The organism is Tabrizicola sp. (genome assembly GCF_041913445.1).
GTDB lineage: Bacteria > Pseudomonadota > Alphaproteobacteria > Rhodobacterales > Rhodobacteraceae > Tabrizicola.
Window position 1 is genome coordinate 75342 of sequence record NZ_JAYSFG010000003.1, and the last position, 16302, is coordinate 91643.

The 16302-nt window shown below is 66.8% G+C and carries 11 protein-coding genes; 8 read left to right on the plus strand and 3 right to left on the minus strand.

Annotated elements, in window-relative coordinates; translation table 11 throughout:
• The first annotated feature begins 8 nt into the window (after positions 1 to 8).
• Both ACE3Q6_RS04535 and ACE3Q6_RS04540 read left to right on the plus strand, forming a co-directional pair.
• Entirely contained in the window at positions 9 to 695 is a 687-nt protein-coding gene (locus ACE3Q6_RS04535; protein WP_374429022.1) for an RraA family protein, read from the plus strand.
• Positions 695 to 1594 carry a sugar kinase gene (locus ACE3Q6_RS04540; RefSeq protein WP_374429026.1) on the plus strand — a complete coding sequence of 300 codons (900 nt, stop codon included), beginning with the start codon at positions 695 to 697 and terminating at the stop codon, positions 1592 to 1594. The genes ACE3Q6_RS04535 and ACE3Q6_RS04540 overlap by 1 nt, the downstream gene beginning before the upstream one ends.
• Here the strand turns inward: ACE3Q6_RS04540 and dnaE are convergent.
• The 3 genes from dnaE to ACE3Q6_RS04555 form a co-directional block, all read right to left on the minus strand.
• On the minus strand, positions 1591 to 5037 hold the full coding sequence (gene dnaE / locus ACE3Q6_RS04545) for a DNA polymerase III subunit alpha (protein ID WP_374429030.1): 3447 nt from the start codon (positions 5035 to 5037) through the stop codon (positions 1591 to 1593). The genes ACE3Q6_RS04540 and dnaE overlap by 4 nt on opposite strands.
• Positions 5038 to 5141: 104 nt before the next feature.
• A complete protein-coding gene (locus tag ACE3Q6_RS04550) occupies positions 5142 to 5756 on the minus strand; it encodes a glutathione S-transferase family protein (protein WP_374429034.1) in 615 nt (204 codons plus the stop codon).
• A 95-nt stretch (positions 5757 to 5851) separates the two neighbouring features.
• Complete coding sequence (locus tag ACE3Q6_RS04555) at positions 5852 to 6391, minus strand: DUF2269 family protein (RefSeq protein ID WP_374429038.1); 540 nt, start codon at positions 6389 to 6391, stop codon at positions 5852 to 5854.
• Positions 6392 to 6681: 290 nt separating this feature from the next.
• Here ACE3Q6_RS04555 and xdhA point away from each other — a divergent pair, with 290 nt between their 5' ends.
• From xdhA to ACE3Q6_RS04585, 6 genes are all read left to right on the plus strand, one after another.
• Positions 6682 to 8058, plus strand: a complete 1377-nt coding sequence (xdhA, locus tag ACE3Q6_RS04560) for a xanthine dehydrogenase small subunit (protein ID WP_374429042.1) — start codon at positions 6682 to 6684, stop codon at positions 8056 to 8058.
• Positions 8055 to 10466: a xanthine dehydrogenase molybdopterin binding subunit gene (gene xdhB / locus ACE3Q6_RS04565; RefSeq protein ID WP_374429046.1), complete on the plus strand. Its 2412-nt coding sequence runs from the start codon at positions 8055 to 8057 to the stop codon at positions 10464 to 10466. The genes xdhA and xdhB overlap by 4 nt, the downstream gene beginning before the upstream one ends.
• The gene (xdhC, locus tag ACE3Q6_RS04570) at positions 10459 to 12948 is read left to right on the plus strand and encodes a xanthine dehydrogenase accessory protein XdhC (protein WP_374429050.1); all 2490 of its coding nucleotides are present in this window, start codon (positions 10459 to 10461) and stop codon (positions 12946 to 12948) included. Before xdhB ends, xdhC begins: the two co-directional genes overlap by 8 nt.
• Positions 12949 to 13121: 173 nt before the next feature.
• Complete coding sequence (locus tag ACE3Q6_RS04575) at positions 13122 to 14201, plus strand: ABC transporter permease (protein WP_374429672.1); 1080 nt, start codon at positions 13122 to 13124, stop codon at positions 14199 to 14201.
• On the plus strand, positions 14201 to 15133 hold the full coding sequence (locus ACE3Q6_RS04580; RefSeq protein ID WP_374429054.1) for an ABC transporter permease: 933 nt from the start codon (positions 14201 to 14203) through the stop codon (positions 15131 to 15133). The genes ACE3Q6_RS04575 and ACE3Q6_RS04580 overlap by 1 nt, the downstream gene beginning before the upstream one ends.
• Positions 15134 to 15185: 52 nt before the next feature.
• Positions 15186 to 16274, plus strand: coding sequence for a BMP family ABC transporter substrate-binding protein (locus tag ACE3Q6_RS04585; RefSeq protein WP_374429057.1), 1089 nt, complete (start codon positions 15186 to 15188; stop codon positions 16272 to 16274).
• The last annotated feature ends 28 nt before the right edge of the window (positions 16275 to 16302 follow it).

The following is a 16302-nucleotide window of genomic DNA, read 5'->3' on the forward strand; positions in this document are numbered from 1 at the left end:
GATAGCCGATGAAGTTTGCCGACGACGCCGAGATGTTCGCCGCGATGAAGCGGAATCTGTTCACCGCCGTGGTGGGGGACATCCTGGACACGATGGGCCTTCTCCACCAGTTCCTTCCCCCGCGCCTGAGGCCCGTGCGGGAGGACATGGTGGTGCTGGGCCGCGCCATGCCGGTGCTGGAGGCGGACCATTTCGGGACCATCGTGCAGGGCCAGAACCCGCTGACGGCCAAGCCCTTCGGGCTGATGTTCCGGGCCTTGGACGACCTGAAGCCGCATGAGGTGTATATCTGCACCGGCTCCTCCCCACGCTATGCGCTGTGGGGGGGCCTCATGTCGACGCGGGCGATCCACCTGAAGGCGGCGGGGGCGGTGCTGGACGGGTATTGCCGCGATACCAATGAAATCCTGGAGCTGAACTTCCCCTGCTTCTGCATGGGGAGTTTCGCGCAGGACCAAGGCCCGCGCGGCAAGGTCGTCGACTACCGCGTGCCGATCGAGATCGAGGGCGTGGCGGTGCGTCCCGGCGACATCGTCTATGGCGACCGCGACGGGGTGCTGGTGATCCCCTCGGAAGCGGCGGAGGAGGCCATCACCAAGGCCTTCGAAAAGGCCTCGACCGAGAACAAGGTTCGTCTTGCCATCCAGAACGGCATGAGCACAGTGGAGGCCTTCGAGCGCTTCGGGGTCATGTGATGTTTCTGGGACGGATCGCCTGCCTGGGCGAGGTGATGGTCGAGGTCGCCCGCACGGGCGGCGATACGGCGCGGATCGGCGTTGCGGGCGACACGTTCAACACGGCGGTCTACCTGTCGCGGGCACTGGGGCGGGGCCGGGTGGCCTATGTGACCGCGCTGGGAACGGACCGGCAGTCGGACCGGATCATCGATGCGCTGAAGGCCGAGGCGCTGGATACGGCCCATGTCGCGCGGCTGCCGGGTCAGATGCCGGGGCTTTACATGATCGACACGGACTCTCGCGGCGAGCGGAGTTTCTCGTACTGGCGGTCAACCTCGGCGGCGCGGCGGATGTTCGCGCCGGGAAGCGGGCTGACGCCGGATTTCCTGGACGGGTTCGACACGCTTTACCTGTCGGGGATCAGCGTGGCGATCCTGGACCAGGGGGCGCGCGACCGGCTGGCGGACGGCTTGGCGCGGTTTCGCGCGCGCGGCGGGAAGGTGGCGTTCGACACCAATTACCGCCCGGTCCTGTGGCCCGACACCGAGACGGCGCGGGCGGAGATGTCCCGCTTCATCGGGTTGAGCAGCATCGCTTTCCCGTCGCGGGACGACGAGGCGGCGCTTTTCGGCGACGAGCTGACCGACGAGATCCTGCAGCGCTATGCGCGGATGGGCATCCGGGAGGGCGCTTTGAAATGCGGCGGCGAAGGGGCGATTTCGCTGGACGGGACACGGACCCACCGGCCCGCCGCGGCGGATGTGACGGTGGTGGACACCACGGCCGCCGGGGACAGTTTCAACGCGGGTTTCCTGGCGGCCATGGACCGGGGCGCCGATGTGCCGGGCTGCCTGGAGGCGGCCGCCTCGCTTGCCGAGCGGGTCGTCTCGGTCCGCGGGGCGATCCTGCCGCGCTAGATTTCCTCGACCGCGAGGACGCCCTGCATGGCCTTGATCGCGCCCTTGATCTGCGGGTTCACCGGGAACTGGCCCGGGAGGTCGATGTCGATCTCGCGCCCCGCCGGATCGGTCACGCACAGGGTGATCTGGGCGCGGGTGCGGGCCTCGACCTTCGACAGGAGTGCGGCGAGGGACTGCGCGGCCTCGGGCCGGGCGAGGTGGATGCGGAGGTCCTGCGCACCTGCGGTGGCGGTGGCGGCGTCGATCGGGGTGATGCCTTGCGCGAGGAGCTTCAGGGTTTCGCCTTCGAGCTCGGCTTTCACGGTGAGGACGACATTGGAGCCCGCGTCGAGGTAATCGCGGGAGGCTTCGAGCACGTCGGAGAAGCAGGTGACCTCGTAAAGGCCGGTGGGGTCGGAGAGTTGGATGAAGGCGAAGCGGTTGCCCTTGGCGGATTTGCGTTCCTGGCGGGAGGAGACGCTGCCGGCCAGCTTGGCGATGCAGGGGCCGCGTTCGGCCTTCTGGGTGACCTGGGCCAGGGTCTCGACACCTTTCTTCCGAAGCGCGGACATGTAGTCGTCGAGCGGGTGGCCGGAGAGGTAGAAGCCGATGGCCTGGTGTTCCTGGGACAGGCGTTCGGTGGGAAGCCAATCGTCGCGGAAGGGGAGGCGGGGTTCGGGGATATCGGCCCCGGCGGTGCCGAAGAGGGAGTTCTGGGCGGAAGCCGCGGCCTCGTGGATGGCGGCGGAGTAGGCGACGAGGGGGTCAAGGGCTTCGAAGACGCGGGCGCGGTTGGGGTCGAGCTGGTCGAAGCAGCCGGCGCGGGCGAGCATCTCGAGGGGGCGCTTGCCGATGCGTTTCAGGTCGACGCGGCGGGCGAAGTCGAAGAGGGTGGCGAAGGGTTTGTCGCCGCGGGCCTGGACGATGAGGTTCATGGCATCGACGCCGACGTTCTTCAGTGCGCCGAGGCCATAGACGATGGCGCCGTCGCGGACGGTGAAGGTGGCGAGGGAGGCGTTGACGCAGGGGGCGATGGTCTTGAGGCCCAGCTTGTCGACCTCACGCTTGTATACGGCAAGCTTGTCGGTGAGGTGGATGTCGCAGTTCATCACGGCGGCCATGAACTCGGCCGGGTAGTTCGCTTTCAGGTAGGCGGTCTGGTAGCTGACCACGGCGTATGCGGCGGCGTGCGACTTGTTGAAGCCGTAGTTGGCGAACTTTTCGAGGAGGTCGAAGACCTCTCCCGCCTTCTTGGCGTCGATGTTGTGGGTGGCCTTGCAGCCTTCGATGAACTTGGGCCGTTCCTTCGCCATTTCCTCGGCGATCTTCTTGCCCATCGCGCGGCGGAGGAGGTCGGCGCCGCCCAGGGAGTAGCCCGCCATGACCTGGGCGATCTGCATCACCTGTTCCTGGTAGACGATGATGCCCTGGGTTTCCTTCAGGATGTGGTCGATGGTCGGGTGGATGGATTCAAGGTCGCGGAGGCCGTTCTTGACCTCGCAATAGACCGGGATGTTTTCCATCGGGCCGGGGCGGTAGAGGGCGACGAGCGCAACGATGTCCTCGATGCAGGTGGGCTTCATGCGCCGCAGCGCGTCCATCATGCCGGAGCTTTCGACCTGGAAGACGGCCACGGTCTTGGCGCTGGCGTAGAGGTCGTAGGACGGCTTGTCGTCCAGGGGGATCAGGTTGATGTCGAACTCGATCCCCCGGAGTTTCAGGAGGTCCATGGCGTTCTGGATGACGGTCAGGGTTTTCAGGCCGAGGAAGTCGAACTTCACCAGGCCCGCGGCTTCGACCCATTTCATGTTGAACTGGGTCGCGGGCATGTCTGACCGCGGGTCGCGGTAGAGGGGGACCAGCTGGTCGAGCGGGCGGTCGCCGATCACGACGCCGGCGGCATGGGTCGAGGCGTTGCGGTAGAGACCTTCGATCTTGGCGGCGTAGTCGAGGAGGCGGCCGACGACCTCTTCCTTGGCGGCCTCGCGCAGGCGGGGTTCGTCGGCCAGCGCCTTGGTGATCGAGACGGGCTTGACGCCTTCGACCGGGATCATCTTCGACAGCTTGTCGACCTGGCCGTAGGACATCTGCAGGACCCGGCCCACGTCGCGGACGGCGGCCTTGGACAGAAGCGCGCCGAAGGTGATGATCTGGGCTACCTTGTCGCGGCCGTATTTTTCCTGGACGTACTGGATCACCTCTTCCCGGCGGTCCATGCAGAAGTCGATGTCGAAGTCCGGCATCGAGACGCGTTCGGGGTTGAGGAAGCGTTCGAAGAGGAGCGCATAGCGAAGGGGGTCAAGGTCGGTGATCGTCAGCGCATAGGCGACGAGCGAGCCCGCGCCCGAGCCGCGGCCCGGACCGACGGGGATGTTGTGATCCTTGGCCCATTTGATGAAGTCGGCCACGATCAGGAAGTAGCCGGGGAAGCCCATCTTCTCGATGATCCCAAGCTCGAAATCGAGGCGGGCCTGGTATTCCTCGGGCGTGGCGGAATGGGGGATGACCTTGAGACGGGCCTGCAACCCTTCGTTGGCCTGGCGGCGGAGTTCCTGGACCTCGTCATCGGCGAATTTCGGCAGGATCGGCTTGCGCTTGGTTGCGGCGTAGGCGCAGCGGCGGGCGATCTCGACGGTGTTCTCCAAGGCCTCGGGGAGGTCGGCGAAGAGGGCGACCATCTCGGCTTCGGACTTGAAGTAGTGCTGCGGGGTCAGACGGCGGCGGGGCTGCTGCTGGTCGACATAGGCGCCTTCGGCGATGCAGATGAGGGCGTCGTGGGCCTCGTAGAGGTCGGCCTTGGGGAAGTAGACATCGTTCGTGGCGACGATGGGGAGGCCGAGGTCGTAGGCGAGGTCGATCGCCCCGCGTTCGGCCAGCGCCTCGGTTTCCGGGAGCGCCCCGCCGGGGCCGGGGTGGCGCTGGAGTTCGACGTAGAGGCGGTTCGGGTAGACCGCGGCGAGGCGTTCGAGGAGGGCCCGGGCCTTGGCCTGCTGGCCGGTGGCGTGGAAGCGGCCCAGGGGGCCATCGGGGCCTCCGGTCAGGCAGATGAGGCCGTCGGAGTGTTGCGCCAGTTCGTCGAGGGTGACTTGCGGCAGGTTCGTGGAGCTGTCCACGGTCCCCTCGATGTAGAGGAGCGTGTTGAGCCGCATCAGGTTCATGTAGCCGCGTTCGTTCTGGGCCAGCAGCACGATGGGCGCGGGGTTTCGCGGCTTTTCGCCCGGCTGGGCGGGGTCGTGGGCGATGCTGATCTGGCAGCCGACGATGGGCTGGACGCCTGCGCCCATGGCGGTGACCGAGAATTCAAGGGCCGCGAACATGTTGTTCGTGTCGGTCACGGCGACGGCGGGCATGTTCTGCGCCGTGCAGAGGCCGACGAGCTTCTTCACCGGCACCGCGCCTTCGAGGAGCGAGTGTTCGGTGTGGGTTCTCAGGTGGATGAAACGGGGGTTCGCGCCGGGCATGGGGGGAGTCTAGCGCGGCTGATTGGCGACGGGAAGGCCCGCGCGCGACTTCGTCGCTCCTCGCTGGGGTCGACCGACGAGGAGGCGAAGACGAACGAGGAGGGTCAGGCTTCCTCGGCCAGCGCGCGGATCACGGAGGGGCGTTCGGACATCATCTGCCGATGGGCCATGACGCGGGGGATCAGGGTGGCGTCGACCTGGTCGCCCTCGATCCAGGTGGACATGGTGTAGAGGTATGGGTCGGCGATGGTGTAGGTGTCGCCCATCACGAAGGGGCCTTCGAGCATCGTGTCCTCGACCAGCTTGAAGGCGGCGGTGACGGAGGTGGGGACATAGGCTTTCAGCGCGGCCTGGGCGGCGGCGTCGTCGGTCCAGCGGCTGCCACGGGGGCCGTGGGCGTGGGCGACGTGGAGTGTGGAGGAAAGGAAGGCGGTGAAGGACTGGAGCCGGGCCAAGGCGAAGGGCTCGGTCGGCGCGAGGTTCGCCTGGGGGTGCGTCTGGGCGATGTAGGTGAGAAGCGCGGTGGTTTCGGTCAGGATGCCCTGGGGTGTCACCAGCGCGGGGACGCGGCCCTTGGGGTTCAGGGCCAGGAACTCGGGCGCGCGTTGTTCGCCCTTGGCAAAGTCGATACGCTTGAGCGTGTAGTCGGCCCCGGCGTCGATCAGCGTGATATGGGTCGCAAGGGCGCAGGTCTTGGGGGTGTAGTAGAGCGTCAGCATGATCCGTCCCGTTGATGGGTCCGGATCATCCTGTCAGATCGGAGGCGATGGCGCAGCCCGGAACTTTGCGGATCCGGGTTGCGCGATATAGACCCTTACACCGTTGCGCGCGGCAGGGGTCGCAGAGCGGCCAGAGCGGCGAGGATGATGATCGCCCCGATGCCGCCGAAGATCGCGAAATCGCTCCACGAGGGTTTGACGACCATCAGGAAGACGATGGCGAACTGGACGGCGTAGTCCATCAGGGCAAGGCGCTGGACGCGGCGGAGCGAGGGGATCGCGGCCTCGGCCCCGTGGGTGTCGGCCAGTTTCAACGCGCGTTCGCAGGACGGGCCAAGGACGAGGGCGCCGAAGCCCGCGGTGAAGATCACGCCCGCAAGGCCCAGGACGGTGAAGGGCTGCCAGCCCCAGCCGGCGATGAAGAGGAGGGTGACTCCGGTCGCGAGCGTCAGGATGGAGGCGGGGATGAAGAGCCGCGGGGCGAGAAGCGTGGTCGCGCGGACGATGGCCAGTTGCGCCTCGGCCGGGCTGCGGCCATTGAGCAGGATGCTGGCCAGGATGGTGGTAAAACCGCCGCCGACCCAGAGGACGGCGGCGAGAACGTGAGCGAATTTGAGGGTGGTTGCGAAGTCCATTGGAAAAATCCATTTGTGTGTATGCTAACGGTTCGCGGCGTATATATGCATGGTTATGCATGTGCGAGTAAGGGATGCCTTACCTTTGCGTCACCTGCGGCCGACTGGTGAATTCTTCGGCAGAATCACGTAAGTGCTTCGCCTTTTCCCGAATAGTTTGTTCTTGCCTTGAATCGGGCTGGCCTTCTTGATGGAGTGATAACCAGAAGAAGGGGCGCGTGGATCGCTTTACGCCGCATCGGGCGATCCCGCAGAGTGCCTCGAATGGGGAGAAGGCGGCGGACAGACGGATGAGCATTGCGTTTCTGTTGAACGGAACGCCGGTTCGCATCGAGGGGGAAGCCCCGACGCGGACCCTCTTGGATTGGCTGCGCGAGGTGCGCGGTCTTCGTGGAACCAAGGAAGGCTGCAACGAGGGCGACTGTGGGGCCTGCACGGTGATGGTCACCGATGCCGAGGGCTCGAAGGCGCTGAACGCCTGCATCCTGTTCCTGCCGCAGTTGCACGGGAAGGCCGTGCGGACGGTGGAGGGGATCTGCGGGCCGAAGGGCGAGATGCATCCGGTGCAGGCGGCGATGGTTTCTCACCACGGGTCGCAGTGCGGGTTCTGTACTCCCGGGTTCGTGGTGAGCATGGCGGTGGCGCATCTGAATGGCGCTACGGATCACGACGATCAGCTGGCGGGGAACCTGTGCCGGTGCACGGGGTACGCGCCGATCGTCCGGGCGGCGGAGGCGGCGGCTTCGGATGCTGTGCCGGCGTGGATGGTGGCGGATCGTGCTGCGGTGGCTTCGTTCGCGGCGGGGGAGGTGGGGGTGTTCCGGCCCTCGGATTCGGACGCGCTGGCGGAGTGGTATGTGGCCAACCCGGATGCGGTGCTGGTGGCGGGCGCGACGGATGTGGGGCTTTGGGTGACGAAGCAGCTGCGGGAGTTGCGGCCGGTGGCGTTCCTGAACGGCGTCGAGGACCTGAAGGGGATCGAGGTGCAGGGCGGGCAGCTGCATGTGGGGGCTTGCGTCACGATTTCTGCGCTGCGGGAGGCGGTGAAGGATCGGTTGCCGTCGTTCGGGGAGCTGTTGCGGCGATATGCGTCGGTGCAGGTGCGGAATGCGGCGACGATCGGGGGGAACATTGCGAATGGGTCTCCGATTGGCGACGGGCCGCCGGCGCTGATTTCGCTGGGCGCGACGCTGCATCTGCGGCGCGGGGATGAGATGCGGTCGATGCCGCTGGAGGACTTCTTCCTGGAGTATCGGAAGCAGGACCGGAGGCCGGGGGAGTTCGTGGCGGGGGTTTCGTTCCCGGAAAAGGCTCCGGCGCTGCGGTGCTACAAGATTTCCAAGCGGTTCGACCAGGATATCTCGGCGGTCTGCGGGTGTTTCAACGTGGTCGTGGAGGCGGGCGTGGTGACCTCGGCCCGGATCGCGTTCGGGGGCATGGCCGGGGTGCCGAAGCGGGCGTCCTTGGCTGAGGCGGCTTTGGTCGGGAAGGCCTGGACCGAGGCGAGCGTCGAGGCGGCGGCGGAGGCGATGGCGGGGGATTTTGCGCCTTTGTCGGACATGCGCGCCTCGGCGGCGTATCGGATGCTGACGGCGCAGAACCTTTTGCGGCGGTATTTCCATGATCTGAACGGCGTGCCGGTGTCGGTGCTGGAGGTGGCGCCATGAGCATGGGGAAAGCCCTGCCGCATGACGCGGCTCCGCTGCATGTGACGGGGCAGGCGCGGTATGTGGATGACCTGGCGGTGGCGAATGCGCTGCATCTGGCGTTCGGGTTGTCGACTGTGGCTCATGGCGAGATCACGGGGATCGATCTGTCGGCGGTGAGGGCTTCACCCGGTGTGGTGGCGGTCTTGTCGGCGGAGGATTTCGACGAGATGCCAGACTGTTCGCCCTCGGCGGCGGATGAGCCGCTGCTGGCGGTGGGGAAGGTCCATTACGTCGGGCAGCCGGTGTTTCTGGTGGTGGCGGAGAGCCATCTGGCGGCCCGGAAGGCGGCGCGGTTGGGGAAGGTGACGTACCGCGAGTTGCCGGCGTTGCTGACAGTTGATGACGCGCTGGCTGCGAACAGCCGGTTCGAGCAGGGGCCGGTGGTCTGGGCCAAGGGTGATGCGGCGCGGGCCATCGAGAAGGCTCCGAGGGTCGTCGAAGGGTCGTTCGAGGTGGGGGGGCAGGAGCACTTCTACCTTGAGGGCCAGGTCGCGGCGGCGGTGCCTCAGGAGGGCGGGGATATGGTGATCCATTCCTCGACCCAGCACCCGACCGAGATCCAGCACAAGGTCGCGCATGCTTTGCATCTGCCGATGTCGTCCGTGCGGGTGGAAGTGCGGCGGATGGGCGGGGGGTTTGGCGGGAAGGAAAGCCAGGGGAACGCGCTGGCGATTGCCTGTGCGGTGGCCGCGAAGGCGACGGGGCGGCCGTGCCGGATGCGCTATGACCGGGATGACGACATGGTCATCACGGGGAAGCGGCATGACCTGCGGATTTTGTACCGGGCTGGCGTCGATGACGAGGGGCGGATTCTTGGGCTGGAATTCACGCATCTGTTCCGCTGCGGATGGTCTCAGGATTTGAGCTTGCCGGTGGCGGACCGGGCGATGCTGCACTCGGACAACTGCTATCACCTGCAGCATGTGCGGATTGAATCGCATCGGCTGAAGACCAACACCTGCAGCGCCACGGCCTATCGCGGGTTCGGGGGCCCTCAGGGGATGGTGGGGATCGAGCGGGTGATGGACCACGTGGCCTTCGTCGTGGGACGCGAGCCGCTGGAGGTGCGCAGGGCCAACTTCTATCGCGGGATGGAGACGTCGGATGCCTCCGGCGGGGATATTTCAGCAAAGATGAAAGGCCAGGGGAGCGGGGCCGAGGTGGACCTGACATCGCGCGGGGCGGCGGCTCCGGTCGGGTCGCATGAGGTGCCCTCGGACGGGCGGGTGCAGACGACACCCTACATGATGCCGGTGGAGGATTTCATCGGGCATGAGCTGGTGGCGGAGCTGGAGCGGACCTCGGACTACCGGGCGCGGAAGGCGGAGATTGCGGAGTGGAACAAGCGCTCGCCCGTGCTGAAGCGGGGGATCGCGCTGACTCCGGTCAAGTTCGGGATTTCCTTCACGCTGACCTGGCTGAACCAGGCGGGGGCGCTGGTGCATGTCTACCAGGACGGAAGCGTGGCGCTGAACCACGGCGGGACCGAGATGGGACAGGGGCTGTTCCAGAAGGTGGCGCAGGTGACGGCGTCGGTCTTCGGGCTGGACGTCGGCATGGTGAAGATCACTGCGACGGATACGGGGAAGGTGCCGAATACGTCTGCGACCGCCGCATCCTCGGGGTCGGATTTGAACGGGATGGCGGCGAAGGCGGCGGCGGAGACCATTCGCGGGCGGCTGGCGGAGTTCATTGCCGAGAAGCATCAGGTGAAGCCGTCGTCGGTCCGGTTCGTGGACGGGACGGTTCGCGTGGCGGGCGAGGTTTACGACTGGGCGCGCGTTGTGGCCTGGGCCTATCAGGCGCGGGTGTCGCTGTCCTCGACGGGGTATTACGCGACGCCGAAGATCATCTGGGACCGGGTGAAGGGGGTCGGGCGGCCGTTCTACTACTTCGCCTACGGCGCGGCGGTGACGGAGGTGGTGATCGACCGGCTGACCGGGGAGAACCGGATCCTGCGGGCGGATTTGCTGCATGACACGGGGACCTCGCTGAACCCGGCGCTGGATGTTGGCCAGGTGGAAGGGGCCTATGTGCAGGGGGCGGGCTGGCTGACGACGGAGGAGCTGGTGTGGGACGGGAAGGGACGTTTGGCGACGCATGCGCCGTCGACCTACAAGATCCCGGCCTGTTCGGACCGTCCCCGGGATTTCCGCGTGGCCTTGTGGGGGAAGCCCAACCGGGAGGATGCGGTGGGCAAGTCGAAGGCGGTGGGGGAACCTCCGTTCATGCTGGGGATCTCGGCGCTGTATGCGCTGTCCGATGCGGTGGCGGCTTGTGGGGATGGGTCTGTGTATCCGGCGCTGGATGCTCCTGCCACGGCGGAGCGGGTGTTGATGGCGGTGCGGAGGGTTGAGCGTGTTTGACCTTTCGGCATTGGCGGCGGCTTTGCAGGCGCATGGGCGGGTGGCGCGGGTGGTGATCGCGGGGGTGGAGGGGTCGTCTCCGCGTGAGGTCGGGGCGTCGATGCTGGTCTGGAAGGACGGGCAGTCGGGGACGATTGGCGGCGGGGCGCTGGAGTATGAGGGGGCTGGGAGGGCGCGCGAGTGGCTGGCGGCGTGCCCCTCCACCCCAGCCCTCCCCCACGGAGGGGGGAGGGGGCCTGTTGCGCCTCGGGTGGAGCGGGTGTCTCTGGGGCCCAGCCTTGGGCAGTGCTGTGGCGGGGCTGTGGTGCTTTGGACTGAGGTGTTCGAGGCGGTGCCGGAGGCTGTGGCGGGGGTTGTTGCCCGGGGCGTCGGGGAGATGCCGCTGGCGGTGAAGCGGGTCTTGGCGGCGGCGCGGGGGCAGGGGGTGAAGCCTGCCTCGGGGCTGGTGGCCGGGTGGCTGGTGGAGCCGGTGATGGAGGCGGAGCGGCAGGTCTGGGTCTGGGGCGCGGGGCATGTGGGGCGGGCGCTGGTGTCCGTCTTGGCTCCGCTGCCGGGGATTGCGGTGACCTGGGTGGATGTTGGGCCGGAGCGGTTTCCGGACGTGGTGCCGGAGGGGGTGACGGTAGTTCCGGCGAGTGACCCGGCTTTGGTGGCGGATCATGCTCCGGTGGACGCGGAGCATCTGGTGCTGACGTTTTCGCATGCTCTCGATCTGGAGCTGTGCCATCGGCTTTTGCTGCGGGGGTTCAAGGGCCTGGGGCTGATCGGGTCGGCGACGAAATGGGGGCGGTTTAGGTCTCGGCTGAAGGCGCTGGGGCATGAGGCGGCGGCGGTGGGACGGATCCGGTGTCCGATCGGGGACCCAAGTCTGGGCAAGCATCCGCAGGCGATTGCGGTGGGGGTGGTGGCGGAGTTGCTGCGGGCCTTTCAGGTGAAGGTTGGGGGAGAAGCGGGCATGACGCGGCCAGAGCTGTTGCGGGTCGAGGGGATCACCAAGGCCTATCCGGGGGTGGTGGCGAACTCGGATGTCACGTTCTCGATTGGCGAGGGGGAGATCCACGCTCTGCTCGGGGAGAACGGGGCGGGGAAGTCGACCATGGTCAAGATGATCTATGGTCTGGTGCGGCCTGACAGCGGGACGATGACGCTGCGGGGGGCGGCTTACACGCCGTCGAAACCGGCAGAGGCGCGGCGGCTGGGGGTGGCGATGGTTTTCCAGCACTTCAGCCTCTTCGAGGCGCTGAACGTGGCAGAGAACGTGGCGCTGGGGATGGAGAACCCGCCGCCGATGCGGGAGCTGGCGGCGAAGATCCGGGCGGTGTCGGAGGAGTATGGGCTGCCGCTGGACCCGTCGCGGATGGTGGGGGACCTGAGCGCGGGGGAGCGGCAGCGGGTGGAGATCATCCGGTGCCTGCTGCAGGACCCGAAGCTCTTGATCATGGACGAGCCGACCTCGGTCCTGACGCCGCAGGAGGTGGAGATCCTGTTCAAGACGCTGCGGCAGTTGTCGTCGGAGGGGACAGCGATCCTGTATATCAGCCACAAGCTGGAGGAGATCAAATCGCTTTGCGACGAGGCGACGATCCTGCGGCGGGGGAAGGTCGTGGCGACCTGCACGCCGCGCGAGCGGACGGCGCGGGAGATGGCGGAGCTGATGGTGGGTGCGACGCTCAAGACGCCGGAGCGGCGGGTGGGGGCGAAGGGCGAGGTGGCGCTGGGGGTGAGCGACCTGTCGGTGGCGTCGCCGATTCCGTTCGGGACTTCGTTGAAGGGGATCAGTTTCACGGTGGCGAAGGGTGAGGTGCTGGGGATCGCCGGGGTGGCCGGGAACGGGCAAGATGAGCTTTTGCTCGCATTGTCGGGGGAGCTGAAGGCCTCGGCGGACAAGGTGCGGATCGCGGGGCAGCCGGTGGGCGACTGCGGGCCGGTTGAGCGGCGGCGCGCCGGGCTGGTGGCGGCGCCGGAGGATCGGTACGGGCACGCGGCGGCGCCGGACATGTCGCTGGTGGAGAATGCGTTCCTGACGGCGGGGGTGCGGAAGGGGCTGACGAGGAACGGGTTTGTCGATTGGGCCGGGACGCGGAAGTTCGCGGAGGAGATCATCGCGGCTTATGACGTGCGGACTCCCGGGCCGGATGTGGCGGCGCGGGCCTTGTCGGGGGGGAACTTGCAGAAGTTCCTGATGGGGCGCGAGCTGATGCAGGGCGCCTCGGTCATCGTGATCAACCAGCCGACCTGGGGCGTGGATGCGGCGGCGGCGGCGCAGATCCGGCAGTCGATCCTGGACCGGGCCGGAGAGGGCGCGGCGGTGGTGGTGATTTCGCAGGACCTGGATGAGTTGCTGGAAGTCTCGGACAGTTTTGCGGTGCTGAACGAGGGGCGGCTGACGAAACCGCGGCCGACCGAGGGTCTGACGATGGACGAGATCGGGCTGATGATGGGCGGGGCGCATGGGATGGAGGTCGCGCATCATGTGGCGTGATGTGACTGGCCGGGTGCCCCCCACCCCCGGCCCCTCCCCACGGAGGGGGAGGGGAGGCGCGGGTTGCAGCGTTGCACTGGACCTTGAAGCGGCCCGCTTGTGGAACCTTCGGACCGGGGGGCCAGCCCCCCAGACCCCCCGGGATATTTGTGGACATGAAATGGGTTGTGGTCATGCTGAGGCTTGAGAAGCGCCCTACCCCCAGCAAGTTCTGGCTTTATGCGACGCCGCCCGTGGCGGTGATCCTGACGATGATCGCGGGGGGCATCCTGTTCGCGGCGATGGGGAAGAACCCGTTCGAGGTGATCCGGACGATCTTCTGGGACCCGGTCTTTGGCGAGTTCGCCTTCTACCTGCGCGGGCAGCTTCTGGTGAAGGCGGGGCCGTTGATCCTGATCGCCATCGGTCTCGCGCTGGGGTTCCGGGCGGGGATCTGGAACATCGGGGCGGAAGGGCAGTACATCATGGGCGCCATCGTGGGCGCCGGGGTGGGGCTGGCGGTCTTTCCGACGGAGAGCCGGTGGATCTTTCCGGTGATGGTGATCGCGGGGGCCTTTGGGGGCTGGGCCTGGGCGATGATCCCGGCGATCCTGAAGACAAAGTTCAACACGAACGAGATCCTCGTCAGTCTGATGCTGGTCTATGTGGCCGAGACGATCCTGGCCAAGGCCTCGACGGGTTTTCTCAAGAACCCCGAGGGGATGGGCTTTCCGGGGAGCCGCAATTTCTCCAGCTATCCGGCGGCGCAGAACGGGTTCCTGTATGAGCCCCTGGGCCTGCACTGGGGCGGGGTGGCGGCGCTGGTGACGGCGGTCTTGGCCTATATCCTCCTGACGCGGCACCAGGCGGGGTTCCAGATCAAGCTCGCCGGGCAGGCGCCGAGGGCGGCGCGGTTCCACGGCGTGTCGCCGACGCGGCTGGTGGTGCTTTGCATGGGCATCTCAGGCGCGCTGGCGGGGCTGGCGGGGATGTTCGAGGTCACGGGGCCGGCCGGGCAGATCAGCATCGACTTCAACACCGGGTATGGGTTCACGGCGATCATCGTGGCGTTCCTCGGGCGGTTGAACCCGCTGGGGATCGTGCTGGCGGGGTTCCTGATGGCGCTGACCTATGTGGGGGGTGAAATGGCATCGACGAACCTTGGCCTACCCGACGCGGCGATCCAAGTGTTCCAGGGGATGCTGCTGTTCTTCCTGCTCGCGGTGGACGTGCTGACGAATTACCGGTTCCGGCTGGCTGTGGGGGCGCACTGATGGATCTTGGCGGTATCAACCCGGTCATCCTGATCGCGACGCTCATGGCCTCGGCCGTGCCGATCCTGATGGCGGCCCTTGGAGAGACGGTGGTCGAGCGGTCCGGGGTGCTGAACCTGGGCGTCGAAGGGATGATGGTCATCGGCGCCCTGGGGGGGTTCATCGTGGCCGTGCAGACCGGGAGCCCGGTTCTGGGTTTCCTGGGCGGCGCCGCGGCGGGGGCGGCGTTGAGCCTGATCTTTGCCGCGCTGACGCAGGTGTTCCTGGCAAACCAGGTGGCGACGGGGCTGGCCTTGACCTTGTTCGGGCTGGGGGTGTCGAGCCTTGGCGGGCAGGGCTACAACGGGATCAAGCCGCCGCCGACGCAGCAGTTGCTTCCGGACGCATTGGCGGACCTGCCGGTGGTGGGACCGATCCTGTTCGGGCATGACTGGATGGTCTATTTCAGCATCCTGATGACGGCAGTGCTGTGGTGGGTGCTGAAGTCGACCCGGATCGGCCTGATCATCCGTGCCGTGGGCGAAAGCCACGAGGCGGCCCATGCGCTTGGCTACAAGGTCAACCGCATCCGCCTGATGTGCATTGCCTTCGGCGGCGCGATGGCGGGGATGGGCGGGGCCTACATCAGCCTCGCCCGGGTGCCACAGTGGGTCGACGGGATCACGGCGGGTGCGGGCTGGATCGCGCTTGCCATCGTGGTCTTCGCCAGCTGGAAACCCTGGCGGGTGTTAATCGGTGCTTATCTTTTCGGCGGCATCACCGTGCTGCAGTTGAACCTGCAGGTCGCGGGCAGTGCCATCCCGGTCGAGTACTTGTCCATGGCCCCCTATCTGATAACCATCCTTGTGCTGGTCATCATGTCGGCGGGGCGGAAGGGCAAGGCCAATGGTGCTCCTGCGTCGTTGGGACAGAACTTTCACGCCTCGCGATGAGGCTTCAACTTGCGGTGCCGCGAAAGGTGCCGCCACCACGGGGAGAAGAAGAATGAAACGGAGAAATCTGCTGGCGACCGCCGCGATGGGGCTGCTCTTGGCCTCGGGCGGGGCCTTTGCGCAGGGTATGGACAAGGTGAAGGCCTGCTTCGTCTATGTCGGCCCGATCGGCGACGGCGGCTGGACCTTCCAGCACCACCAGGGTGCCCTGGCCGTGCAGGAGGAGTTCGGCGACAAGGTCGAGATCCAGTGGCAGGAAAACGTGCCCGAGGGTGCGGACGCCGAGCGCGTGCTGACCCAGATGGCGCTGGGTGGCTGCAACATCATCTTCACCACGTCCTTCGGCTTCATGGACCCGACGAATGCCGTCGCGGCCAAGTTCCCGGACGTGAAGTTCGAACATGCCACGGGCTTCAAGCGCGAGCATCCGAACGTTTCCACCTACAACGCGCGCTTCTATGAAGGCCGCGCGGTGCAGGGCCACATCGCGGGCAAGATGACCAAGTCGAACAAGATCGGCTACATTGCGTCCTTCCCGATCCCCGAGGTGATCATGGGGATCAACAGCTATTACCTGCACGCCAAGAAGGCCAACCCGAACGTCGAGCTGTCGGTGGTCTGGGCCTTCACCTGGTTCGACCCGGCCAAGGAGGCTGATGCCGCCAAGGCGCTGATCGACCAGGGCGTGGACGTGATCGCGTCGCACACCGACTCCACCGCTCCGCTGGCCGAGGCGGCCAAGACCAATGGCGCGGTGATCGGCTTCGGCCAGGCATCGGACATGGCGGAGTACAAGGACGGGCCGCGCGTGTCGTCGATCATCGACAACTGGGCGCCCTATTACGTGAAGCGCGTGGGCCAGCTGCTGGACGGAACCTATGCGCAGCAGGACGCTTGGGAGGGGATCGCCGGTGGCGAGGTCGAGATTGGCGAGATCACCGACAAGGTGCCGGCCGAGGTGAAGGCCGAGGCCGAGGCGCTGCGCGACGCGATCGCGGCGGGGACCTACCATCCGTTCACCGGGCCGATCAACAAGCAGGACGGCTCGCCGTGGCTTGCCGAGGGCGCGACCGCTCCGGATGGCGATCTTCTGGGGATGAACTTCTACGTCGAAGGGATCACGGGCGACATTCCGCAGTGACCTAGGTCGGAAAAGCGGGGGCCAGCCC

Bases quoted from the DNA above. Each gene is read 5' to 3' on its own strand.
- ACE3Q6_RS04535 (WP_374429022.1), top strand. From the start codon at position 9: ATGAAGTTTGCCGACGACGCCGAGATGTTCGCCGCGATGAAGCGGAAT.
- ACE3Q6_RS04540 (WP_374429026.1), top strand. From the start codon at position 695: ATGTTTCTGGGACGGATCGCCTGCCTGGGCGAGGTGATGGTCGAGGTC.
- dnaE (WP_374429030.1), bottom strand. From the start codon at position 5,037: ATGCCCGGCGCGAACCCCCGTTTCATCCACCTGAGAACCCACACCGAA.
- ACE3Q6_RS04550 (WP_374429034.1), bottom strand. From the start codon at position 5,756: ATGCTGACGCTCTACTACACCCCCAAGACCTGCGCCCTTGCGACCCAT.
- ACE3Q6_RS04555 (WP_374429038.1), bottom strand. From the start codon at position 6,391: ATGGACTTCGCAACCACCCTCAAATTCGCTCACGTTCTCGCCGCCGTC.
- xdhA (WP_374429042.1), top strand. From the start codon at position 6,682: ATGAGCATTGCGTTTCTGTTGAACGGAACGCCGGTTCGCATCGAGGGG.
- xdhB (WP_374429046.1), top strand. From the start codon at position 8,055: ATGAGCATGGGGAAAGCCCTGCCGCATGACGCGGCTCCGCTGCATGTG.
- ACE3Q6_RS04575 (WP_374429672.1), top strand. From the start codon at position 13,122: ATGCTGAGGCTTGAGAAGCGCCCTACCCCCAGCAAGTTCTGGCTTTAT.
- ACE3Q6_RS04580 (WP_374429054.1), top strand. From the start codon at position 14,201: ATGGATCTTGGCGGTATCAACCCGGTCATCCTGATCGCGACGCTCATG.
- ACE3Q6_RS04585 (WP_374429057.1), top strand. From the start codon at position 15,186: ATGAAACGGAGAAATCTGCTGGCGACCGCCGCGATGGGGCTGCTCTTG.